Here is a 21608-nt window from a genome sequence, read left to right as displayed (position 1 = left end):
AAAAATGAACGAGGCTAAGCTCGATCGCAACCCAGTAGAGCAACAATAGCGGGGGTCCAATGCTTCACCTTTCCCTGGTCGACACGCGACTATCAAGTCCGTACAGCGCTCATCATGCCTGTGATATCGGTGCTCGTGGTGGGTTGCCACACCTTGCGACATCCCTGAACGGCTATCGAAGCCAGTCTGCTCTACTCTCAATGCTGGACATTACCACTATAACGGCTTCGTCAGTGTGACCGCGGTCGTCTGGAAATCCGGCCCCGCAGCTGTCACCTTACCCCTAATCGGCGTCTGCCGAAACGAGTTGTACAACATGACGCCGATGCGTCTGGAACGCCTGATCACGATCAGGACAATAAAACCCTGAGGTATTTATGAGTACCAACCTCGACCAGCTCACCGATTGGTTGAAAGAACACAAGATTACCGAAGTCGAATGCATGATGTCCGACCTTACCGGCATCACCCGCGGCAAGATCTCGCCGACCAACAAGTTCATCGCTGAAAAAGGCATGCGTCTGCCTGAAAGCGTGCTGTTGCAGACGGTGACCGGCGACTACGTAGAAGACGATATTTACTACGAGCTGCTGGACCCGGCAGACATCGACATGATCTGCCGTCCCGACCAGAACGCGGTGTACCTGGTGCCCTGGGCAGTCGAGCCCACTGCGCAGGTGATTCACGACACCTACGACAAGCAGGGCAACCCCATCGAGCTGTCGCCGCGCAACGTGTTGAAGAAGGTCCTCAAGCTTTACGCCGATCAGGGCTGGCAGCCAATCGTGGCGCCGGAGATGGAGTTCTACCTGACCAAGCGTAGCGACGACCCGGACTATCCGCTACAGCCACCGATCGGGCGCTCCGGGCGACCGGAAACCGGCCGTCAGTCGTTCTCGATCGAAGCGGCCAACGAATTCGATCCGCTGTTCGAAGACGTCTATGACTGGTGCGAGCTGCAGAATCTGGATCTGGATACGCTGATTCACGAAGACGGCACAGCGCAGATGGAAATCAACTTCCGTCACGGTGATGCCCTGTCGCTGGCTGATCAGATTCTGGTGTTCAAGCGCACCATGCGCGAAGCCGCGCTCAAGCACGACGTCGCGGCGACCTTCATGGCCAAGCCGATGACCGGCGAGCCAGGCAGTGCCATGCACTTGCACCAGAGCATCATCGACATCGAGACCGGCAAGAACATCTTCTCCAATGAAGACGGGACCATGAGCGAGCTGTTTCTGAACCACGTTGGTGGTCTGCAGAAGTTCATCCCCGAGCTATTGCCGCTGTTCGCCCCCAACGTCAACTCGTTCCGCCGCTTTCTGCCCGACACCTCGGCACCAGTGAACGTCGAGTGGGGCGAAGAGAACCGTACCGTCGGCCTGCGTGTGCCGGACGCTGTGCCGCAGAACCGTCGCGTGGAAAACCGTCTGCCAGGTGCCGATGCCAACCCCTATCTGGCCATCGCCGCCAGTCTGCTGTGCGGCTTCATCGGCATGGTCGAAGGTATCAACCCGAGCGCGCCGGTGGTCGGGCGTGGCTACGAGCGTCGCAACCTGCGTCTGCCGTTGACCATCGAAGACGCGCTGGAGCGTATGGAAAACAGCAAGACCATCGAAAAATACCTGGGCAAGAAATTCATCATCGGTTACGTCGCGGTCAAGCGCGCCGAGCATGAAAACTTCAAGCGCGTGATCAGTTCGTGGGAGCGGGAATTCCTGCTTTTCGCCGTCTGATCACGCAGAGCGCCGCAGCAGCAGGTATGCGGCGCTCTGATAACTGACCTGAATTAAAGGAAGTGCTGCATGAGTGCCCACAATAATCCGCAAACCCTCGAATGGCAGGCCTTGAGCAGCGAGCATCACCTGGCACCGTTCAGCGACTACAAACAATTGAAAGAGAAAGGCCCGCGTATTATTACCCGTGCCGAGGGCGTTTATTTGTGGGACAGCGAGGGCAACAAGATCCTCGATGGCATGTCCGGCCTGTGGTGCGTAGCCATTGGTTACGGCAGGGAAGAACTGGCCGACGCTGCCAGCAAACAAATGCGTGAGCTGCCTTATTACAACCTGTTTTTCCAGACCGCCCACCCGCCGGTGCTGGAACTGGCTAAAGCCATTTCCGAAATCGCTCCGCAGGGCATGAATCATGTGTTCTTCACCGGTTCAGGTTCTGAAGGCAATGACACGATGTTACGCATGGTTCGTCATTACTGGGCTCTAAAAGGCCAGCCAGACAAGAAAACCATCATCAGCCGCGTCAATGGCTACCACGGCTCCACCGTCGCCGGTGCCAGCCTGGGAGGCATGACCTACATGCACGAGCAGGGCGACCTGCCGATTCCGGGTGTTGTCCACATTCCGCAGCCCTACTGGTTCGGCGAAGGCGGTGACATGACGCCGGACGAGTTCGGTGTGTGGGCTGCCGAGCAACTGGAAAAGAAAATTATCGAGCTGGGCGTCGAGAATGTCGGCGCATTCATTGCCGAACCGATTCAGGGCGCAGGCGGTGTGATCGTGCCGCCTGATTCCTACTGGCCGAAGATCAAGGAGATCCTTTCCCGCTACGACATCCTTTTCGCCGCCGATGAGGTGATTTGTGGCTTCGGCCGCACCAGTGAGTGGTTCGGTAGCGATTTTTATGGCCTCAAACCCGACATGATGACCATCGCCAAAGGGCTCACCTCCGGGTACGTGCCGATGGGCGGCCTGATCGTGCGTGATGAAATCGTTGCGGTGCTCAACGAGGGCGGTGATTTCAATCATGGCTTTACCTACTCCGGGCATCCGGTGGCGGCAGCCGTTGCGCTGGAGAACATACGTATCCTGCGCGAAGAAAAGATCGTCGAACGGGTCAAGTCGGAAACGGCACCGTATTTGCAAAAGCGTTTGCGCGAGTTGAGCGATCATCCGCTGGTGGGCGAGGTCCGTGGCGTCGGGCTGCTGGGGGCCATCGAACTGGTGAAGGACAAGGTCACTCGCGAGCGCTACACCGACAAGGGCGCCGGGATGATCTGTCGAACCTTCTGCTTCGATAATGGCCTGATCATGCGGGCCGTGGGCGACACGATGATCATTGCGCCGCCACTGGTGATCAGTTTTGCGGAAATCGACGAACTGGTGGAAAAGGCTCGCAAATGCCTGGATCTGACGCTGGCGGTATTGCAGGGCTGAATCCGCAAAAAAAGGGTCGATTCAAGCGCAATGTGCGTTGTTTAACGGGTGTCGGCTTGAAAGCCTGCCCTGGAAGTTGCCAGACTAATGGCTACAAGCCGCTAACTGACGGTCAGTGATAAAAATACATTGGAGCTACGCATGAAAAAATTTGGCAAGACCCTTCTCGCGCTGTCCCTGATGGGCGTTGTGGCCGCCGCTGCGCAGGCCGATGATAAAGTGCTGCACGTCTATAACTGGTCCGATTACATCGCGCCGGACACCGTTGCCAAGTTCGAGAAAGAATCGGGCATCAAGGTGGTCTACGACGTTTTCGACAGCAACGAGACGCTGGAAGCCAAATTGCTCGCCGGCAAGTCCGGCTATGACATCGTTGTGCCGTCCAACAACTTCCTGGCCAAGCAGATCAAGGCGGGCGTCTACCAGGAACTGGACAAATCCAAACTGCCGAACTGGAAAAACCTCAACGAATCGTTGCTCAAAGCCGTTTCGGTCAGCGACCCGGACAACAAGCACGCATTCCCGTACATGTGGGGTTCGATCGGTATCGGCATCAACCCGGACAAGGTCAAGGCTGCGCTGGGCGCCGATGCGCCGGTCAATTCCTGGGACCTGCTGTTCAAGCCGGAGAACGCTGCCAAGTTGAAGTCGTGCGGCATCAGCTTCCTCGATTCGCCGACCGAAATGCTGCCGATTGCCCTGCATTACCTGGGCTACCCGACAGACTCTCAGGACAAGAAGCAGCTCGCCGAGGCTGAAGCGCTGTTCATGAAGATTCGTCCGTCGATTGGCTATTTCCACTCGTCCAAGTACATCTCGGACCTGGCCAACGGCAATATCTGCGTCGCAGTCGGCTACTCGGGTGACATCTATCAGGCCAAGTCCCGTGCTGCGGAAGCCGGTGGCAAGGTAAAAGTTGCTTACAACATTCCCAAAGAAGGTGCCGGTAGCTTCTACGACATGGTCGCCATTCCCAAGGATGCCGAAAACGTTGAAGGTGCCTACAAGTTCATGACCTTCCTGATGAAGCCGGAAATCATGGCCGAGATCACCAACGCAGTGCGCTTCCCGAATGGTAACGCGGCAGCGACGGCACTGGTCGACAAGGAAATCACCAGTGATCCTGGCGTTTATCCGCCTGCCGACGTACAGGCCAAACTGTATGCAATCGCGGACTTGCCTGCTGCCACGCAGCGGATCATGACCCGCAGCTGGACCAAGATAAAGTCAGGTAAATAAGCCTGTCATCAAACCTGTGGATGCTGCGTAGCCTTGGCTGCGCAGCCTCCAACAGACAGGAATATTGCCTAAACCTTTGCTGGTTGGACGCATAGACGGTAAGTTGCGCGCCGGTTTGGTTTTCCGGACGCCCTCCGGCGCTCAGGCCCCTCTGTTAAAAGGACTCATTCTTTGTCTATTTCTATTTTTTCCAAAGCCTTGCTGGCGGCTGCCGGGCTGACACTGTCGATCAGTGCTCAGGCTGAATCCACCGTGCATATTTATAACTGGTCCGATTACATCGGCAAGACCACCCTGGCGGACTTCGAAGCCGCGACCGGCATCAAGCCGATGTACGACGTGTTCGACTCCAACGAAACCCTTGAGGCCAAGCTGTTGGCCGGACGCACCGGCTATGACGTGGTGGTGCCGTCCAATCACTTCCTCGGCAAGCAGATCAAGGCTGGCGCGTTCCAAAAACTCGACAAGTCGCTGCTGCCCAACTACAAGAACCTCGACCCGGCGCTGCTCAAGCGCCTGGAGAAGAACGATCCGGGTAACCAGTACGCAGTGCCATACCTGTGGGGCACCAACGGCATCGGTTACAACGTCGAGAAGGTCAAGGCAGTGCTGGGTGTCGACAAGATCGACTCCTGGGCGGTGCTGTTCGAGCCGGAAAACATCAAGAAGCTGTCCAGCTGTGGCGTAGCGTTTCTTGATTCCGCTGATGAAATGTTGCCGGCGGTGCTCAACTACATGGGGCTGGACCCCAACAGCACCAAGGAAGCGGACTACAAGAAGGCCGAAGCCAAACTCATGGCGATTCGTCCTTACGTAACCTATTTCCACTCGTCCAAATACATCACTGATCTGGCCAATGGCGACATCTGTGTTGCAGCCGGTTTTTCGGGCGATGTGTTCCAGGCCAAGGCGCGCGCAGAAGAGGCAGGCAAAGGCGTGAAGCTCGCTTACAGCATCCCGAAGGAGGGCGGCAACCTGTGGTTCGATATGCTGGCTATTCCGGCAGACTCGAAAAACATCAAGGCCGCCAGCGCCTTCATCAATTACATGCTTGACCCCAAGGTGATCGCCCAGGTCAGCGATGAAGTCGGCTACGCCAACCCCAATCCCGCCTCCGGCGAGTTCATGGACCAGAAAATCCGCACCGATGCAGCGGTTTACCCGCCTCAGGAAGTGCTGGACCGCCTGTTCGTGAACAGCGAGTTGCCCCCCAAGGTGCAACGTCTGATGACCCGCAGCTGGACCAAGGTCAAGTCGGGCAAATAAAAATCCAGCACCCGGCCGTATTGGCCGGGTTGCCTACCTGTTGGGAGTTTCACCCATGGCAGTTGCCTCCGGCGCCTACAAGAAAGCCCTCGAAGGCGGTCAGCAACCCAAAGAGGTGCTGGTCAAGATTGATCGGGTCACGAAGAAGTTCGACGAGACGATTGCGGTGGACGACGTGTCGCTGCAAATCAACAAGGGTGAGATCTTCGCCCTGCTTGGCGGCTCCGGTTCCGGAAAGTCCACACTGCTGCGCATGCTGGCCGGTTTCGAGCGCCCGACCGAGGGCCGCATCTACCTAGATGGTGTCGACATTACCGACATGCCGCCGTATGAACGTCCGATCAACATGATGTTCCAGTCCTACGCGCTGTTCCCGCACATGACCGTGGCGGACAACATCGCCTTTGGCCTGAAACAGGACAAGCTGGCCAAGCCGGAAATCGAAGCCCGCGTGGCGGAGATGCTCAAGCTGGTGCAGATGACCCAGTACGCCAAGCGCAAGCCGCACCAGCTCTCGGGAGGCCAGCGTCAACGTGTGGCCCTGGCCCGCTCGCTGGCCAAAAAGCCCAAGCTGCTGTTGCTTGATGAGCCAATGGGTGCGCTGGACAAGAAACTGCGTTCGCAGATGCAGCTGGAACTGGTGGAGATCATCGAGCGCGTCGGCGTGACCTGCGTAATGGTGACTCACGATCAGGAAGAGGCCATGACCATGGCCGAGCGCATCGCAATCATGCACCTGGGCTGGATCGCGCAGATCGGCAGCCCGATCGACATCTACGAAACCCCGACCAGCCGTCTGGTCTGCGAATTCATCGGCAGCGTCAACCTGTTCGAAGGTGACGTGATCGAAGACATGGAAGCCCACGCGCTGATCCGCAGTCCCGAGCTGGAGCGCAATATCTATGTCGGCCACGGCGTCAGTACGTCGGTAGAAGACAAGCACATCACCTACGCCCTGCGCCCTGAGAAGCTGCTGATCACCACCGAGCAGCCAGGCTTCGAATACAACTGGTCACGCGGCAAGGTTCACGACATCGCCTATCTGGGCGGTCATTCGGTGTTCTACGTCGAGCTGCCGGGCGGCAAGCTGGTGCAATCGTTCGTCGCCAACGCCGAGCGTCAGGGCGCACGGCCTACCTGGGGCGATGAAGTCTACGTGTGGTGGGAAGACGACAGCGGCGTGGTACTGCGCTCATGAAAATCCGCAAGATCAAGCGCGCGTTCGAGCGCATAAAGCCCAACGGGCGGCAGATGGTCATCGGCGTGCCGTTCCTCTGGCTGTTTCTGTTCTTTGCCTTGCCGTTTTTGATCGTGCTCAAGATCAGCTTCGCCGAAGCCGACGTCGCGATCCCGCCATACACCGAGATCTTCAGCTACGCCGACGAAAAGCTGCAGATGGTCCTCAACTTCGCCAACTACACCTTGCTCAGTGGCGATGACCTGTATGTTTCGGCCTATCTGGGCTCGCTGAAGATGGCCTTCATCAGCACCTTGCTGTGCCTGCTGATCGGCTATCCGATGGCCTATGCCATCGCCAGCGCGCGCAAGGACCTGCAAACCGTGCTGTTGCTGCTGATCATGATGCCGACCTGGACGGCGATCCTGATCCGCGTCTACGCCTGGATGGGTATCCTCAGCAACAACGGGCTGCTCAATGCATTCCTGATGTGGCTCGGGCTGATCGACGCGCCGTTGCAGATCCTCAACACCAACCTGGCGGTGTACATCGGCGTGGTCTATTCCTACCTGCCGTTCATGATCCTGCCGCTGTACGCCAACCTTGTGAAGCACGACACCAGCCTGCTGGAAGCCGCGTCCGACCTGGGTTCGAGCACCTTCAACAGTTTCTGGAAAATCACCGTACCGCTGTCCAAGAACGGTGTGATCGCCGGCTGCATGCTGGTATTCATCCCGGTGGTCGGCGAGTTCGTGATTCCCGAACTGCTGGGTGGCCCGGAAACCCTGATGATCGGCCGCGTGCTGTGGCAGGAATTCTTCAACAACCGTGATTGGCCGGTGGCTTCGGCGCTGGCAGTCATCATGCTGCTGGTGCTGATCGTGCCTATCATCCTGTTCAACCGTAGTCAGGCCAAAGAACTGGAGGGCAAGGCATGAACCGCTTTCGATTCTCGAACCTGATGCTGGTTCTGGGTTTGCTGTTCATCTATGCGCCGATGGTGATTCTGGTCATCTACTCGTTCAACGCCTCGCAACTGGTGACGGTCTGGGGCGGCTGGTCGGTGAAATGGTACGTCGGCCTGCTGGACAACTCGCAACTGATGGGCTCGGTGATGCGCTCGCTGGAGATCGCCTGCTACACCGCCGTTGCTGCGGTGGCGCTGGGGACGATGGCTGCGTTTGTGCTGACCCGCATCAGTCGCTTCAAGGGTCGGACGTTCTTTGGCGGGCTGGTAACTGCGCCGCTGGTAATGCCCGAAGTGATCACCGGCCTCTCGCTGTTGCTGCTGTTCGTGGCCATGGCGCAATTGATCGGTTGGCCGCAGGAGCGCGGCATCATGACCATCTGGATCGCGCACACGACGTTCTGCGCGGCCTACGTGGCAGTTGTGGTATCGGCGCGGCTGCGAGAGCTGGACCTGTCGATTGAAGAAGCGGCGATGGATCTGGGCGCGCGTCCGTGGAAGGTGTTCTTGCTGATCACCATCCCGATGATCGCGCCGTCGCTGGCAGCCGGCGGCATGATGTCCTTCGCGCTGTCGCTGGATGACCTGGTGCTCGCCAGCTTCGTTTCCGGGCCGGGTTCGACGACTCTGCCGATGGAAGTGTTCTCCGCCGTGAGACTGGGCGTTAAACCTGAAATCAACGCAGTGGCTAGCCTGATTCTGCTGGCCGTGTCACTAGCAACCTTTCTGGTCTGGTTCTTCACCCGCCGCGCCGAAAACAACCGCAAGCGTGCGATCCAGCAGGCTATCGAGGAAAGCGCGGCAGACGCCTGGAAGCAGCCTGATCCGAGACGTGCTCCGGCGGCCTGAAAACCTGATCGTGCCCGGAGGGCGTGGGAGCGAGCTTGCTCGCGAACTGCCGGTTACCGGCAGCAACTAGCTATCTCGGTTTATCGCTCCCACGCTCCAGCGTGGGAGCGCAGCTCTGGACGCTCTGCGTCCGATCTTGATAGCGCGGTGCTACGCAGACTTGTGACGCGGAGCGTCACGAAAGGCATGCCAACGCGGAGCATTGGCACGATAGTCAAACCCGGTTGTGCCTGATGTACCGTGCGTGAAGGTTTCACTGTCGGTTCCCGACAGTTCGCGAGCAAGCTCGCTCCCACGAGAAGCCTCATTTCCGGGCTCGGCTATTCCCCCGGCACTAACCGTAAAACCCCTTCCGTATGCTCTGTCACGTCTTTCTCGCTGAAGCGCTGTGGCACGTACTCGCCACTCACAAACGCCTTGGCCTGATCCGAATAATGCTTGTCGAACGGCACGCCGCTCTGGCCTACCGGGTTGATACCCAGGCTATGCGCCGGGTCGGCGAAGTCGATAAGGCGGCGGGTCGAAGGGCCGTAGCCGACGGGCCACGGGGCAGGGCGGATGCTGGATGACAGGTTGTTCGGCACTTCATGGGTACCCGGCGCTGCATACGGGCCAACGTTGAAGATCATGTCCAGCGGCTTTTGCGACCCCATCGGGTGAGCCTGAGTAAGGGTGTGCGCCTTGCCCCACACCCATTCATCCGGGTTGGTGCCGTACAGCGACCGCAAGTGCGACACGCTGGCTCGCCAGGCTACCTTGACGGTATTGGCGCGGCTTTCTTCATGGGGTGAATTGCGATTGTTCCACCACGGCGAATCGGCATCGGCGGCCAGACGCGGCAGGGCGGCGTCCAATACGCGGGTCGACAGCAGCGTTTCGAACATCGTATCGCCCAGTTCGTCGTGGAATGTTTCTTCCGTCAGGTCGAACAGGAACTGGTTGAACAGTGTGGCACCCACCGAATCAACGGGGTAATCGCCTTTCCAGCTGGCCAGCCGCTCCACGAGGGCGATTTCGTCCGGGTCGCTGACAACGCTGCGCAGTACCGGAATCAGCGGTTTGAGAATGCTCGGTGCGTAATCGGTCTGCGTGCCCAGTTGCAGCGCCTTGCTGGCGGCCAGGTCCCACTTGATGGTGGAGTCGCTCAGTTGCCGGTTCAGCTCCTGACCGCGCTCGGCCGGGTTGTAGTAACCCGGAATCTGCATGCCGGTCGGCGACAGCGGCTGGAAGTTGGCGGACACGATGTAGCCGCGCGCCGGGTTTTCTTCGTGCGGGTTGGCGCTGAATGGGTAAAAGCCCGATTTGTCCGCCTGCGCGGTGCTGCCATCGAGGATGAAGCTCGGGTTGACGCCTTGCGGACGAATCGGCAGTTGCGCCGCAGCCCACCAACCGATATCACCTTTGGCATTGGCCCAGACAATGTTGAGGCCCGGCGACTGGATCTTCTCGGCGGCGCTGCGCATTTTATCCAACGTGTCGGCGCGGTTGGCTTCGTAGAAACCATCCAGCACCGGGTTGGCGGACACCAGAAATGACCACCACATCGCGATTGGCGTCTGGCCGGCGTTCTTGCCCATCACATTGTTGACGATCGGTCCGTGCGGCGATTCGAGCAGCGTCAGTGTGACCGGGGCCTGGCCCTTGACGGTGATTTGCTGCTCGGTGCGTTTCATGTCCACCCATTGCCCGTGGTACCAGACCTGATTCGGGTTGTCCGGGTTGGTCTTCTCGGCGATCAGGTCCACGTCATCGTTCTGGAACATGGTCAGGCTCCAGCCGAAATCCATGTTGTGGCCCAGAAACGCGAACGGATTGAGCCCCGGAAAGTGTCCGTACAGCTCAAAACCCGGCGCAGAAAGCTGTGCTTCGTACCACACCGAAGGCACGGAAAAGCGGATGTGCGGGTCGCCCGCGAGGATCGGTTTGCCGCTTTGCGTACGGCTGCCGGAAATCACCCAGGCGTTGCTGCCCTCGAACTGCGGCAGACCTGCGCCTTCCAGCGCTTTGTGGCTCAGCTGGGCCAACTGCGCCAGGCCTTTCCAGTCGGCGCTGGCCAATGCCGGTTTAGAACCGAGCATGCCGTCCGGATGCCAGTCCAGATCAAACACTTTCAAATACTGCGGGCCCAGTTGATCGCGCACATACGTCAGCAATGGTTCGGTTCTGAATGCTGCCGCAAAGCTGTACGCCAGATAGCCACCGATGCTCACGGTGTCTTCGGTAGTGAAGCGCCGCTTGGGAATACCCAGCGCGTCGAACTCCATCGGTCGTGCGTGGGTGTCCTGATACTGATTGACGCCGTCGATGTAGGCTTCCAGCGCTTTCCAGGTCGGGGTGTTCTTGTCCTGGCGTGCGACATACGCGTCGGCATGCTCGCGAATACGCAATGTGCGAAACAGTTTGTCGGTCTCGACCAGGTTCGGCCCGAGTATCTCCGCCAGTTCGCCACGCGCCAGACGCCGCAGCATTTCCATCTGGAACAGCCGGTCCTGAGCATGGGCATAACCCAGCGCTCGGTACAGATCTGCTTCGTTCTCTGCCCGGATGTGCGGCACGCCACGCTCGTCGTAACGCAGCGTGACAGGTGCCTGAAGATGGCTCATGGCAATCTCGCCATCACGGACCGGTTGTTTGCTATTGACGTACCAGCCCGCGCCGCCTGCAAGGATGGCGATGATGATGGCTAGAATGACGAGGCTGCGTTTCATCCGGGTTTCTCTGTGAATGGCGTGATGCATGGGCGAAGGCTATGGTTGTGCAATATGGCAGCAGCCTGACAGGCCGCCCTGCATAACACAGCGCGAAAGCCTACCGCGATCGAGTACGCAGTAAACATTAAGATAGCGTTCGCTACCGTGCAGTCTGATGGCGATGTGCCTAAGCATGTGAAGCGTGTGATTGCAGCCGAGCAGCTTGCCATGCCGGAGCATACAGAAGAATATCGTTACACAATTTTACTTACCGTTTCCCGGAATCTGGAAGCCACATGTCCGCCACGTTTGACCCCGATAAACTGCGCGCCAGCCTGCTGCCGCTGAATATCATCGACCCGCTTTCCATGGACGGACTGGCCTATCAACGCTTCTACGGCCTGGCCGGGCTGGGCGGCGAAAAAATCATACGCAGCTGGCTGGGGCGTCTCGATGTCGCGGGCTACGAGGTTGTCGGGCAGGTGTGGATGCCTGACAGTCCGGTCGCCACGCTGTTTCTGTTTCACGGTTTTTACGACCACATGGGGCTATACCGGCATGTGATCGAATGGGCGCTGGAGCAGGGGTTCGCCGTGATCGCCTGCGACTTGCCGGGCCATGGCCTGTCCAGCGGCAGTCGGGCCTGTATCAATGACTTCGCCGAGTATCAACTGGTGTTGCAACGTCTGCTGTCTGAAGCCGAAGGCCTTGGGCTGCCACATCCCTGGCACCTGTGCGGACAAAGCATGGGTGGTGCCATCGTGACGGATCACCTGCTTCATCAGGGGGCAGACTCGCCGGCGCAGGGGGAGGTGATCCTGCTGGCGCCGCTGGTCCGGCCGCGCGCTTGGGGCTGGTCGCGTCTGAGTTATCACCTGCTCAAACCGTTCGTAAACGGCATTGCCCGGCGTTTCACCGAAAACTCCAATGCGCCTGCGTTCCTGCCTTTTCTCCTGGCGGACCCTTTGCAGCCGCGTCGCCTGCCCACTGCCTGGGTCGGCGCGTTGTCGCAATGGATTGTGCGTATTGAGCGCGCGCCGCGCAGCCTGCGCAGCCCGTTGATCATTCAAGGTGACGCAGATATGACGGTCGACTGGTCTCACAACCTCACGGTTCTGAAAGGCAAGTTCAGCCAGCCGCAGATCCTGATGCTGGGGCACGCCCGGCATCATCTGGCCAATGAATCGCCGGAGTTACGGGCAAGGTACTTTGATTTTCTGGAAGGGCGTTTGCGCTAAGCCCTCGGTACCGATCAGGGGTTCAGGCTCGACGCACTTTGCCCAACCGCCAGTCCGGCGCGAATCGCAGCCAGTGCTGCCTGATAATAGGCTTTGCCTTCCGGTGACTCGGCGAAGGTCGAGAACTCTTCAAGTTCAGGGTCGGACAGGTCGCGGTACACATACAGCAGCGTGTTGTTCAGATCAGCACTCATCTGCGCCATCAGGCGCTCGCGCTGGCCTTCGAGCATGCCCTGCGCCTGGCCTCCACCGAGCAGGCCGGGAATCATCTGGCTCAGGCTGTCTGCGGCAACGCCTGCGATGGCAAGGCTGACTTCCGCGCCGGCCTCTCTGGCCGGCAGTGCCTGGGCCAGATGGCCGATCAACAACTGACGCGTTGCATCCGCTTCGATATGCGGCAGCCCTTGGGCATGTTTGGCCAGCTGATCGGCGCGGGTGGCGGTCAGCTCGGCGTTGACGATCTTTCGGCCCAGCGGCGACTGGAAAAACTGCAGCGACGGGGCAGGGTCCTTGAGGCTTTCACGCAGGCGCTTCGACGCGCGCTGGTCCATGGCCTGGGGGGAAAAACGCTGATTGCTGTTATTGACCAGCGCTTGATAAACCGCAGGCGGCAGGTTGTTGCTGTAGCGCTGTTGAGCAGCCTTGAGAGCATCGTTGAAATGCGCGCGCTGTTCCGGCCAGCCTGCGGCCTTGTACAACTGATCGTAGCTGTCTGCCCAGGCAGGGGAGGTGCAGAACATCAACAGCAAAACAAACAAACGACGCATTGGGGACTCCTGTCGGCAGGCCGCTATTCTCCGGGTGTTAGCGTGGATTTGTCGAGTTATGAGTGCCGTCGGCGAGTGAAATCTCACGCGTGTGATACCACATGTATACGCCTCTGTCGGATTTCATGGCTTATCGATACTATGCACGCCATGCGCATACCCTCTGACCACCCACTGCTGTTGCGAATCGTCGACGACCTGGCCGCCAACGGCTGGTCGCAGCAGAATATTTTCCTGCCCGAAGCTCTGACTCTTGAACTTGAGCAAGAGTGCCGAAAACGTGCTGCCGAAGGCGAGCTCGAGCCTGCCGCTATTGGCAAGGGCGCAGCGCAGGAAATACGCGAAGGTATTCGTGGTGACCGCATTCAGTGGCTTGAAGCGGGGCAGGTGCAGTGTTGCGACAGCTATCTGGAATTGATGGAAAGCCTGCGTCAGGCGCTCAATCGCGGCCTTTTCCTGGGGCTGGAGGACTACGAAAGCCATTTTGCGCTGTATCCACCGGGTGCCCGCTACCTCAGGCATGTGGATCGCTTTCGCGATGATGACAAGCGCATGGTGTCGGCGGTGCTTTACCTCAACAATGCCTGGCTGCCCGAGCATGGCGGCCAGTTGCGCATGTACCTCAAGGACGATGTGGCTTACGACGTCCAGCCTACAGGCGGTTGCCTGGTGGTTTTTCTGTCCGGTGATATTCCCCATGAAGTCATGCCTGCCAGCCGTGATCGACTGTCACTGACGGGCTGGTTCAGGCGCCGCGGTAACGAGCTGTTTCAGTAACCTGTGGCCTGTTCATGAAAACTGTTTCATCAATGCAGTGAGCCATTGAGCCCGGCTGCGGTCTATCTTGAGCACTCCTGAACCGACGGATTTGTTGTGTGAGGGTCGACTTACGTCAACTGCAACCGGAGCAATCATGAAATCCTTATTTTCTGGAACGATGGTCGCGGGCCTGTTGCTCAGCGCATCCATGCTGGTCAGCGCCGCCGATATGCCACGCACTGCATCCCCTGAAGGCGCCGAGGCGTACATCATCTCGCCCAAGGATGGTGAAACCGTGACTTCACCGTTCAAGGTGCAATTCGGTCTCAAAGGCATGGGCGTCGCGCCTGCGGGTGTGGATGTTCCCGATACCGGTCACCATCACCTGCTGATCGATGTGAACGACCAGCCAGCGATGAATGCGCCGCTGCCGGTCAGTGACAACATCCGCCACTTCGGCAAGGGCCAGACTGAAACCGAAATCAACCTGCCGCCTGGTCAGCACACATTGCAATTGCTGATGGGCGACAAAGGCCACATGCCGCTGAACCCGTCGGTCGAGTCGAAGAAGATCACGATCAATGTGAAGTAGGGCTGTCAGTGCTTGTATGACGCAGAGCGTCACGAACGGCATTCCCACGCTGGAGCGTGAGGAACGATTATCGCAACTATCGTGCGACGCTCTGCGTCGCATGCCTTTCTGGACGCTCTGCGTCCTCTTGCGACGCGGAGCGTCGTGAACTGCATTCCCACGCTGGAGCGTGAGGAACGATCGGTGCCCGCAAGACCATCGCTCGTGCCCACACGGGGTGGGCACGGCGCTCGGATCAGAACAGAACGCGGCTGCGGATGGTGCCTTTGATCTGTTGCAGCTTGGCTTGTGCCAAATCCGAGTACTCGGCGTCGACGTCGATGACCACGTAACCGACTTTCTCGTTGGTCTGCAGGAACTGACCGGAGATGTTGATGCCGTTCTCGGCGAAGACCTTGTTGATCTCGCTGAGCACGCCCGGGATGTTCTCGTGGATGTGCAGCAGGCGATGCTTGCCAGGGTGAGCAGGCAAGGCCACTTCCGGGAAGTTGACCGACGACACCGAGGTACCGTTGTCGCTGTACTTGACCAGCTTTTCTGCGACTTCCAGACCGATGTTGGCCTGCGCTTCGGCAGTGGAACCACCGATGTGCGGGGTCAGGATCACGTTGTCCAGGCCACGCAGCGGGCTTTCGAAGATGTCGTCGTTCGAGCGTGGCTCGACCGGGAACACGTCGATTGCAGCGCCGATCAGGTGCTTGTCCTTGATCGCGTCGGCCAGGGCGTCCAGCTCAACGACTGTGCCGCGAGCCGCGTTGATCAGGATGCTGCCCTTTTTCATCGCGCGAATTTCTTTTTCGCCGATCATCCACTGGGTTTCCGAGGTTTCCGGCACGTGCAGGGTAACGATATCGGACATGCCCAGCAGCTCGTTCAGGCTGGACACCTGAGTCGCGTTGCCCAGTGGCAGCTTGGTCAGGGTGTCGTAGAAGTACACCTGCATGCCCAGGCCTTCGGCCAGAACCGACAACTGCGTACCAATCGAGCCATAGCCAATGATGCCGAGCTTCTTGCCACGGATTTCGAAAGAGTTGGCCGCGCTTTTGATCCAGCCGCCACGGTGGCATGAAGCGTTTTTCTCAGGGATACCGCGCAGCAGCAGGATCGCCTCGGCCAGCACCAGTTCTGCTACCGAGCGGGTGTTGGAGTAGGGCGCATTGAACACTGCAATACCGCGCTCACGCGCTGCATTGAGGTCAACCTGGTTGGTGCCGATGCAGAAGCAGCCGACGGCAACCAGTTTCTTGGCGCAATCGAACAGCTCTTCGGTCAACTGAGTGCGGGAGCGGATACCGATGAAGTGTGCGTCGGCGATCTTTTCTTTCAGTTCGGCTTCCGGCAGAGACTTGGTGTGGTACTCGATGCTGGTGTAGCCGGCTGCCTTGAGGACGTCGACAGCGGACTGATGGACGCCTTCGAGAAGAAGGAACTTGATCTTGCTCTTGTCGAGGGAAGTCTTGCTCATCTGCGTAAACCTGTGTCCCGAAGAAAATTGGCAGGGGGTGCCCGGTTCGGCTCTGGGCACGACTCACGGGGGGCGTATGCTAGCATATGAGCCCCGCGAAACCTCATCCCGAACGTGAACCGTTCTCAGGATGCCCATGAATCGTTCGAGAGTTGATTCAATGACCGATCGCGTTTTGATTGATGAGCTGCAGACCCTGGTTGACCCCGGCAAGGTACTCACCGATGCCGGTTCTCTGGAAACTTACGGCAAGGACTGGACCAAGCAGTTCACTCCTGCGCCACTGGCCATCGTATTTCCCAAGACCACCGAACAGGTGCAGGCCATCGTACGCTGGGCCAATGAGCGGCTCGTGGCGCTGGTGCCTTCGGGTGGACGCACCGGGCTTTCGGCGGCCGCGGTGGCTGCCAACGGTGAAGTGGTCGTCTCGTTCGATTACATGAACCAGGTGCTGGAGCTGAATCTCACCGACCGGACGGCGGTCTGTCAGCCTGGCGTGATCACCCGGCAATTACAGGCGCTGGCTGAAGAGAGCGGCCTTTATTATCCGGTCGACTTCGCTTCTTCGGGCTCCAGCCAGATCGGCGGCAATATCGGCACCAATGCGGGCGGTATCAAGGTCATTCGCTACGGCATGACGCGCAATTGGGTCGCGGGCCTCAAGGTGGTCACCGGCAAGGGCGACCTGCTGGAGCTGAACAAGGACCTGATCAAGAACGCCACCGGCTACGATTTGCGCCAGTTGTTCATCGGTGCCGAAGGTACGCTGGGCTTTGTCGTCGAAGCGACCATGCGCCTCGACCGTGCGCCGAAGAACCTCACAGCGATGGTGCTGGGCACCTCGGACTTCAACTCGATCATGCCGGTGCTGCATGCCTTTCACGGCAAGCTCGACCTGACCGCCTTCGAATTCTTCTCGGACAAATCCTTCGCCCGGGTCATGGCGCGCGGTGATGTGCCGTCGCCTTTCGACACGCCATGCCCGTTCTATGTGTTGCTGGAGTTCGAAGCGACCACCGACGACCTGGCCGATCAGGCACTGGCGACCTTCGAGCACTGCGTCGAGCAGGGTTGGGTGCTGGACGGCGTGATGAGCCAGAGCGAACAGCAATTACGCAACCTGTGGAAGCTGCGCGAGTACATCTCCGAAACCATCTCGCACTTCACACCGTACAAAAACGATATCTCGGTCACTGTCTCGAAAGTGCCGGAGTTTCTGGCTGAAATCGACACGATCGTTGCCGAACACTACCCAGACTTCGAAGTGCTCTGGTACGGCCACATTGGCGACGGCAACCTGCACCTGAACATCCTCAAGCCCGAGGGCCTCGACAAGGACGAGTTCTTCGTCAAATGTGCCCGGGTCAACAAGTGGGTATTCGAGACTGTCGAAAAGTACAACGGCTCGATTTCGGCCGAGCATGGTGTCGGGATGACCAAACGTGACTATTTAACGTACAGTCGCTCGCCGGTCGAAATCGAATACATGAAGGCGTTGAAAGCGGTGTTCGATCCCAACGGGATCATGAATCCCGGCAAAATCTTCGCCGTTTGATCCGTCGCAACCATTTGATCCGTCGCAACAATAAGCAGGCTACCTCTTACAGCCTCAGGAGACGTCATGAGCTACCAGCACAAATATGTCGATGGCACCAACATTCACTTCCCCCTGGGTAAAGTGGTCTGCATCGGGCGTAACTACGCCGAACACGCCAAGGAACTGGGCAACGCGGTGCCTACCGAGCCGCTGCTGTTCATGAAACCCGGCAGCGCGGTGGTTGCGCTGGAGGGTGGCTTCACTATCCCGGCAGACCGCGGCTCGGTGCATTACGAAGCAGAGATCGTTGTCCTGATCGGCAAGCCTCTGAGCAAGAACCCTTCGCGCGAAGAAGTACTCGACGCGATCAGCGGCTTTGCGCCCGGCCTGGACCTGACCCTGCGTGACGTGCAGTCGCGTCTGCGTGAGAAAGGCCTTCCATGGGAGCTGGCCAAGTGTTTCGACGGCGCTGCGGTGATTCCGCCGTTCGTGCCCGCCGAGACCTTCCCTGACCTGGAGGACATCGGTATCCGCCTGACCCTCAATGGCAAGGTGGTTCAAGACGGCAACAGCAACATGATGCTCAACCCGATCGTGCCGATGATCCAGCACATGGCAGCCAACTTCTCGCTGCAGGCCGGTGACCTGATCATGACCGGCACGCCTGCCGGTGTCGGGCCGTTCAAAGCCGGCGACCAGATCGCACTGGAACTGGTCGGGCAGACGCCGTTCGAGAGCGTCGTCAGGTAACCCGACAGCATCTTCAGGCTGCACCCAAAGCCACGCGGGATCACTCCCGGGTGGCTTTTGTTTGTGGAGTGACTGATAGTTCAGCCGATTTTGCGTTTTTTTCACACCTGTTCTGGATAATCCGGCCGTCCCCGCAAGGGCACCACGTCGTCATGAAGTCTCATTTGCTCAGGAACACATGAATGGCCAGTACTGCCGCAGCGCCGCCTCGTAACAAAAAACGCTTCGCTTACTTGCGAAACATGCGCTGGTATTCGTGGTTGTTAGTGGTTGCCTTGCTGGGCTATGGGCTGGCCTTCATCATGCATTGGGATGATCGCGCGCTGCTCTGGTTTCAGGAGCGGTTCGAGAGCAAGGCAGGTCGTCACGCCAGTATCTGGCTGCCGGACTACCATGTGGATATCGACGCAAAGGTGCTGCCGGGCATGGAAAAGGACGAGGCGTCCGACCTGTCCTATAACCCGGTCACCAAAACGCTGTTTGCGGTCATGGGCAAAAATGCGTTTCTGGTGGAGCTGACGCTCACGGGCGATGTACTGCGCAAGATCCCGCTGGTGGGCTGGAGCAATCCGGAAGGTGTTGCCGTCATGAACGATGGCCTGATTGCGATCACTGACGAGCGCCAGCACAAGCTGACCATCGTTAAAGTAAACGCCGACACCACCACCCTGAACATCGCGGATTTCCCCCAGTACGAACTGGGCAAGTCTGCCAACCAGAACAAGGGCTTCGAAGGTATCGCCTGGGACCCGCAGCGTCAGCAGCTGATACTGGGCGAGGAGCGACCTCCCGCGCTGTACACCTGGAAAAGTGATGGCAGTGACGTGCTGAAAGGCGACAAGCAACCGCTGTCGAGTCGCTCGCTGGACATGCGCAATCTGTCGTCATTGAGCATCGACCCGCGCACCGGCCACATGCTCGCGCTGTCTGCCGATTCGCACTTGTTGCTGGAAGTCGACGAGCAAGGCGAGCAGGTAAGCTTCATGACCCTGCTGGGCGGCATGAACGGTTTGAAGGACACAATTCCGCGCGCAGAAGGCGTGGCCCTTGATGAGGCCGGTACGCTGTACATGGTCAGCGAACCGAACCTGTTCTATTCGTTTCACCGGGCGCTTCACAAGCACTGAGCCAGGACGGCAACTACACAGGTCGCCGATACACATTCGGCAAAAATATAGCACCATGCCATTAAGCTTGCTTTCAGGATGGCATGGTATCAATCCCGTCCGCTCAATCTGTCCGAGTCACCCTTCATGCGTCGCTCTACTCGCTCTTTAGTTCTGCTTCTGGCCCTTGTACCCCTGATCGTTGTGTTCGTGATCGCCAATCAGCGATACCGCTATGTTGAAAGTGCCCTGTTCGACTGGCAGGTGTTCTGGCAGTCCGACTCACTTCAGTCCATTGGTCTGGATCAGTACCGAGTCGTCACCGAAGCACAGGTGATCGACGGGCTGCAGGATGATGTCTCGGGCCTGAGCTACGACCCGGACCGCAAGAGCCTGTTTACGGTGACCAACCAGAACCCCGAACTGGTCGAGCTGAGCCTGGACGGTCGTGTGCTGCGGCGCATTCCGCTGGTCGGGTTCGGTGATGCCGAGGCTGTCGAATACATCAGCCCGGGCACTTATGTGATCAGCGATGAGCGCCGGCTCCGGCTGATTCAGATTCACGTCGATGACAACACCAAAAGTCTGGACGCCACCCAGGCAGAACAATTGACGCTGGGCATCACCGCCAGTGGCAACAAGGGCTATGAAGGGCTGGCCTATGATTCGGTTGGCAAGCGCCTGTTTGTCGCCCGCGAGCGTGATCCGGTGCAGATCATCGAAGTGCGCGGCTTTCCCAGGACCAACTCCGAGGCTCCTGGCAATCTGCAGGTCATCTCCAACAGCAAGCGCGATGGCCGACTGTCGGTTCGTGACCTCTCCAGCCTGCAATTCGATGAAACCAGCGGCCATTTGCTGGCGTTGTCCGATGAGTCGAAGCGCATTCTTGAACTCGACACCAGCGGTCATCCGATTGGCAGCGGCTCGCTGGCAAAAGGGGCGATGGGGCTGAGCAAGGACGTGCCGCAGGCTGAAGGGATGGCTATGGACGCAGAAGGGACGCTGTATCTGGTGAGCGAGCCGAACCTGTTTTACGTGTTCCGCAAGCCTTGAGCCTGTGAGGGTCATGCCCACCTTGCGTGGGCACGACCGGTTTTATCAGCGCGTCAGGGTTTTCACGCCTTCGGTGGTGCCCAGCAGCAACAGGTCGGCCGGACGGGCGGCGAACAGGCCATTGGTGACCACGCCGACGATGGCGTTGATCTGTGCTTCCAGCTCCACCGGATTGGTGATGCTCATATTGTGCACATCAATGATGATATTGCCGTTGTCGGTCAGAACGCCCTCGCGATAAACCGGGTCGCCGCCCAGTTTCACCAGTTGTCGCGCAACGTGGCTGCGGGCCATCGGAATGACTTCGACCGGCAGCGGGAACGCGCCCAGCACCGGCACCAGCTTGCTGCCGTCGGCGATGCAGATGAAGGTCTTGGCCACGGCCGCGACGATTTTCTCGCGAGTCAGTGCCGCGCCGCCGCCCTTGATCAGGTTCAGGTGCTCGTCGCTTTCGTCGGCTCCGTCGACATAGAACTCCAGATCGCTGACCGTGTTCAGCTCATACACCGGAATGCCATGGCCCTTGAGGCGCGCGGCGGTAGCTTCCGAGCTGGCGACTGTGCCATCGAATGCCGCCTTGTGTTTAGCCAGCGCATCAATAAAGCAATTGGCCGTGGAGCCGGTGCCGACGCCCACAATGCTTTTGTCATCGAGCTTCGGAAGGATGAAGTCGACAGCTGCCTGGGCGACTGCCTGTTTGAGTTGATCCTGGGTCATGCGGGCTCCACGGTGCCTGATGTAGGTAAAAAGAGGGGGTATGTAAAAAAGGCCCGCATTATAGCGGCGACTGCGCTGCAAAGCCCTGTCATTCGTATGGTCGTCTTTCGGTGCGCAGAGTAGACTTCCCGACCTTGCCCGCTTCGTCAGTGATGCCGCCCCGATGCTTGAACACTACGTCAAGAAAATCCTCACCTCCCGCGTGTACGACGTGGCTATCGAAACCCCGCTGCACGGCGCTCGCCAGCTGTCCGAGCGGCTGG

19 protein-coding genes are annotated in these 21608 nt (G+C 58.8%); 15 read left to right on the top strand and 4 right to left on the bottom strand.

Annotated elements, in window-relative coordinates:
- Positions 1 to 377: 377 nt before the first annotated feature.
- The 7 genes from RYA97_RS13615 (at position 378) to RYA97_RS13585 (ending at position 8671) form a co-directional block, all read left to right on the top strand.
- Positions 378 to 1736 (top strand): glutamine synthetase family protein, encoded by a 1359-nt coding sequence (locus tag RYA97_RS13615; RefSeq protein WP_002555767.1) that lies wholly within the window; start codon positions 378 to 380, stop codon positions 1734 to 1736.
- 69 nt (positions 1737 to 1805) lie between these two features.
- Positions 1806 to 3173: an aspartate aminotransferase family protein gene (locus RYA97_RS13610; protein WP_005758606.1), complete on the top strand. Its 1368-nt coding sequence runs from the start codon at positions 1806 to 1808 to the stop codon at positions 3171 to 3173.
- A gap of 141 nt (positions 3174 to 3314) precedes the next feature.
- Positions 3315 to 4412 (top strand): polyamine ABC transporter substrate-binding protein, encoded by a 1098-nt coding sequence (locus tag RYA97_RS13605; RefSeq protein WP_004663257.1) that lies wholly within the window; start codon positions 3315 to 3317, stop codon positions 4410 to 4412.
- A 171-nt stretch (positions 4413 to 4583) separates the two neighbouring features.
- A complete protein-coding gene (locus tag RYA97_RS13600; protein WP_005745064.1) occupies positions 4584 to 5678 on the top strand; it encodes a polyamine ABC transporter substrate-binding protein in 1095 nt (364 codons plus the stop codon).
- A gap of 55 nt (positions 5679 to 5733) precedes the next feature.
- Positions 5734 to 6876, top strand: a complete 1143-nt coding sequence (gene potA, locus RYA97_RS13595; RefSeq protein WP_002555763.1) for a polyamine ABC transporter ATP-binding protein — start codon at positions 5734 to 5736, stop codon at positions 6874 to 6876.
- A complete protein-coding gene (locus RYA97_RS13590; RefSeq protein WP_003372160.1) occupies positions 6873 to 7793 on the top strand; it encodes an ABC transporter permease subunit in 921 nt (306 codons plus the stop codon). Before potA ends, RYA97_RS13590 begins: the two co-directional genes overlap by 4 nt.
- Positions 7790 to 8671, top strand: coding sequence for an ABC transporter permease subunit (locus RYA97_RS13585; RefSeq protein ID WP_003318275.1), 882 nt, complete (start codon positions 7790 to 7792; stop codon positions 8669 to 8671). The genes RYA97_RS13590 and RYA97_RS13585 overlap by 4 nt, the downstream gene beginning before the upstream one ends.
- A gap of 320 nt (positions 8672 to 8991) precedes the next feature.
- On the opposite strand, the gene RYA97_RS13580 is transcribed toward RYA97_RS13585, so the two are convergent.
- A complete protein-coding gene (locus RYA97_RS13580; RefSeq protein WP_117140110.1) occupies positions 8992 to 11379 on the bottom strand; it encodes a penicillin acylase family protein in 2388 nt (795 codons plus the stop codon).
- A gap of 278 nt (positions 11380 to 11657) precedes the next feature.
- On the opposite strand from RYA97_RS13580, the gene RYA97_RS13575 reads away from it, so the two are divergent.
- Positions 11658 to 12599 (top strand): alpha/beta hydrolase, encoded by a 942-nt coding sequence (locus RYA97_RS13575; RefSeq protein ID WP_016982735.1) that lies wholly within the window; start codon positions 11658 to 11660, stop codon positions 12597 to 12599.
- A gap of 14 nt (positions 12600 to 12613) precedes the next feature.
- On the opposite strand, the gene RYA97_RS13570 is transcribed toward RYA97_RS13575, so the two are convergent.
- Entirely contained in the window at positions 12614 to 13366 is a 753-nt protein-coding gene (locus RYA97_RS13570) for a DUF2059 domain-containing protein (protein WP_117140111.1), read from the bottom strand.
- 141 nt (positions 13367 to 13507) lie between these two features.
- Here RYA97_RS13570 and RYA97_RS13565 point away from each other — a divergent pair, with 141 nt between their 5' ends.
- Together RYA97_RS13565 and RYA97_RS13560 are read left to right on the top strand one after the other, a co-directional pair.
- Positions 13508 to 14143: a 2OG-Fe(II) oxygenase gene (locus RYA97_RS13565; protein ID WP_005733639.1), complete on the top strand. Its 636-nt coding sequence runs from the start codon at positions 13508 to 13510 to the stop codon at positions 14141 to 14143.
- Positions 14144 to 14279: 136 nt separating this feature from the next.
- Positions 14280 to 14717 carry a DUF4399 domain-containing protein gene (locus RYA97_RS13560; RefSeq protein ID WP_316892491.1) on the top strand — a complete coding sequence of 146 codons (438 nt, stop codon included), beginning with the start codon at positions 14280 to 14282 and terminating at the stop codon, positions 14715 to 14717.
- Positions 14718 to 14952: 235 nt separating this feature from the next.
- On the opposite strand, the gene serA is transcribed toward RYA97_RS13560, so the two are convergent.
- Positions 14953 to 16182 carry a phosphoglycerate dehydrogenase gene (gene serA, locus RYA97_RS13555; RefSeq protein WP_002555754.1) on the bottom strand — a complete coding sequence of 410 codons (1230 nt, stop codon included), beginning with the start codon at positions 16180 to 16182 and terminating at the stop codon, positions 14953 to 14955.
- Between the two features lie 160 nt (positions 16183 to 16342).
- Between serA and RYA97_RS13550 the strand changes: the two genes are divergently transcribed.
- The 4 genes from RYA97_RS13550 (at position 16343) to RYA97_RS13535 (ending at position 20628) form a co-directional block, all read left to right on the top strand.
- Positions 16343 to 17737 carry an FAD-binding oxidoreductase gene (locus RYA97_RS13550; protein WP_016982739.1) on the top strand — a complete coding sequence of 465 codons (1395 nt, stop codon included), beginning with the start codon at positions 16343 to 16345 and terminating at the stop codon, positions 17735 to 17737.
- A gap of 66 nt (positions 17738 to 17803) precedes the next feature.
- Complete coding sequence (locus RYA97_RS13545) at positions 17804 to 18469, top strand: fumarylacetoacetate hydrolase family protein (RefSeq protein ID WP_005781573.1); 666 nt, start codon at positions 17804 to 17806, stop codon at positions 18467 to 18469.
- Between the two features lie 182 nt (positions 18470 to 18651).
- Positions 18652 to 19596, top strand: a complete 945-nt coding sequence (locus RYA97_RS13540; protein ID WP_005745071.1) for an SdiA-regulated domain-containing protein — start codon at positions 18652 to 18654, stop codon at positions 19594 to 19596.
- 126 nt (positions 19597 to 19722) lie between these two features.
- On the top strand, positions 19723 to 20628 hold the full coding sequence (locus RYA97_RS13535; protein ID WP_029241096.1) for an SdiA-regulated domain-containing protein: 906 nt from the start codon (positions 19723 to 19725) through the stop codon (positions 20626 to 20628).
- A gap of 45 nt (positions 20629 to 20673) precedes the next feature.
- Here RYA97_RS13535 and rpiA read toward each other — a convergent pair whose 3' ends face one another.
- Complete coding sequence (gene rpiA, locus RYA97_RS13530) at positions 20674 to 21345, bottom strand: ribose-5-phosphate isomerase RpiA (protein ID WP_005781568.1); 672 nt, start codon at positions 21343 to 21345, stop codon at positions 20674 to 20676.
- A gap of 163 nt (positions 21346 to 21508) precedes the next feature.
- On the opposite strand from rpiA, the gene RYA97_RS13525 reads away from it, so the two are divergent.
- Positions 21509 to 21608: hypothetical protein (locus RYA97_RS13525; protein ID WP_316892534.1), on the top strand; the 100-nt coding region annotated here is incomplete at its 3' end.

Origin of the sequence: Pseudomonas syringae group sp. 26L6, from assembly GCF_032587815.1 — a bacterium.
Lineage (GTDB): Bacteria > Pseudomonadota > Gammaproteobacteria > Pseudomonadales > Pseudomonadaceae > Aquipseudomonas > Aquipseudomonas amygdali.
The sequence above is the reverse complement of the archived record's forward strand: the minus strand, read 5'-3'. Positions and strand labels throughout refer to the sequence as shown.

Coding starts and splice junctions, on each gene's coding strand:
- rpiA (WP_005781568.1), bottom strand. CDS start 21,345: ATGACCCAGGATCAACTCAAACAGGCAGTCGCCCAGGCAGCTGTCGAC.
- RYA97_RS13610 (WP_005758606.1), top strand. CDS start 1,806: ATGAGTGCCCACAATAATCCGCAAACCCTCGAATGGCAGGCCTTGAGC.
- RYA97_RS13560 (WP_316892491.1), top strand. CDS start 14,280: ATGAAATCCTTATTTTCTGGAACGATGGTCGCGGGCCTGTTGCTCAGC.
- RYA97_RS13575 (WP_016982735.1), top strand. CDS start 11,658: ATGTCCGCCACGTTTGACCCCGATAAACTGCGCGCCAGCCTGCTGCCG.
- serA (WP_002555754.1), bottom strand. CDS start 16,182: ATGAGCAAGACTTCCCTCGACAAGAGCAAGATCAAGTTCCTTCTTCTC.
- RYA97_RS13545 (WP_005781573.1), top strand. CDS start 17,804: ATGAGCTACCAGCACAAATATGTCGATGGCACCAACATTCACTTCCCC.
- RYA97_RS13580 (WP_117140110.1), bottom strand. CDS start 11,379: ATGAAACGCAGCCTCGTCATTCTAGCCATCATCATCGCCATCCTTGCA.
- RYA97_RS13605 (WP_004663257.1), top strand. CDS start 3,315: ATGAAAAAATTTGGCAAGACCCTTCTCGCGCTGTCCCTGATGGGCGTT.
- potA (WP_002555763.1), top strand. CDS start 5,734: ATGGCAGTTGCCTCCGGCGCCTACAAGAAAGCCCTCGAAGGCGGTCAG.
- RYA97_RS13615 (WP_002555767.1), top strand. CDS start 378: ATGAGTACCAACCTCGACCAGCTCACCGATTGGTTGAAAGAACACAAG.
- RYA97_RS13585 (WP_003318275.1), top strand. CDS start 7,790: ATGAACCGCTTTCGATTCTCGAACCTGATGCTGGTTCTGGGTTTGCTG.
- RYA97_RS13540 (WP_005745071.1), top strand. CDS start 18,652: ATGGCCAGTACTGCCGCAGCGCCGCCTCGTAACAAAAAACGCTTCGCT.
- RYA97_RS13565 (WP_005733639.1), top strand. CDS start 13,508: ATGCACGCCATGCGCATACCCTCTGACCACCCACTGCTGTTGCGAATC.
- RYA97_RS13535 (WP_029241096.1), top strand. CDS start 19,723: ATGCGTCGCTCTACTCGCTCTTTAGTTCTGCTTCTGGCCCTTGTACCC.
- RYA97_RS13550 (WP_016982739.1), top strand. CDS start 16,343: ATGACCGATCGCGTTTTGATTGATGAGCTGCAGACCCTGGTTGACCCC.
- RYA97_RS13570 (WP_117140111.1), bottom strand. CDS start 13,366: ATGCGTCGTTTGTTTGTTTTGCTGTTGATGTTCTGCACCTCCCCTGCC.
- RYA97_RS13590 (WP_003372160.1), top strand. CDS start 6,873: ATGAAAATCCGCAAGATCAAGCGCGCGTTCGAGCGCATAAAGCCCAAC.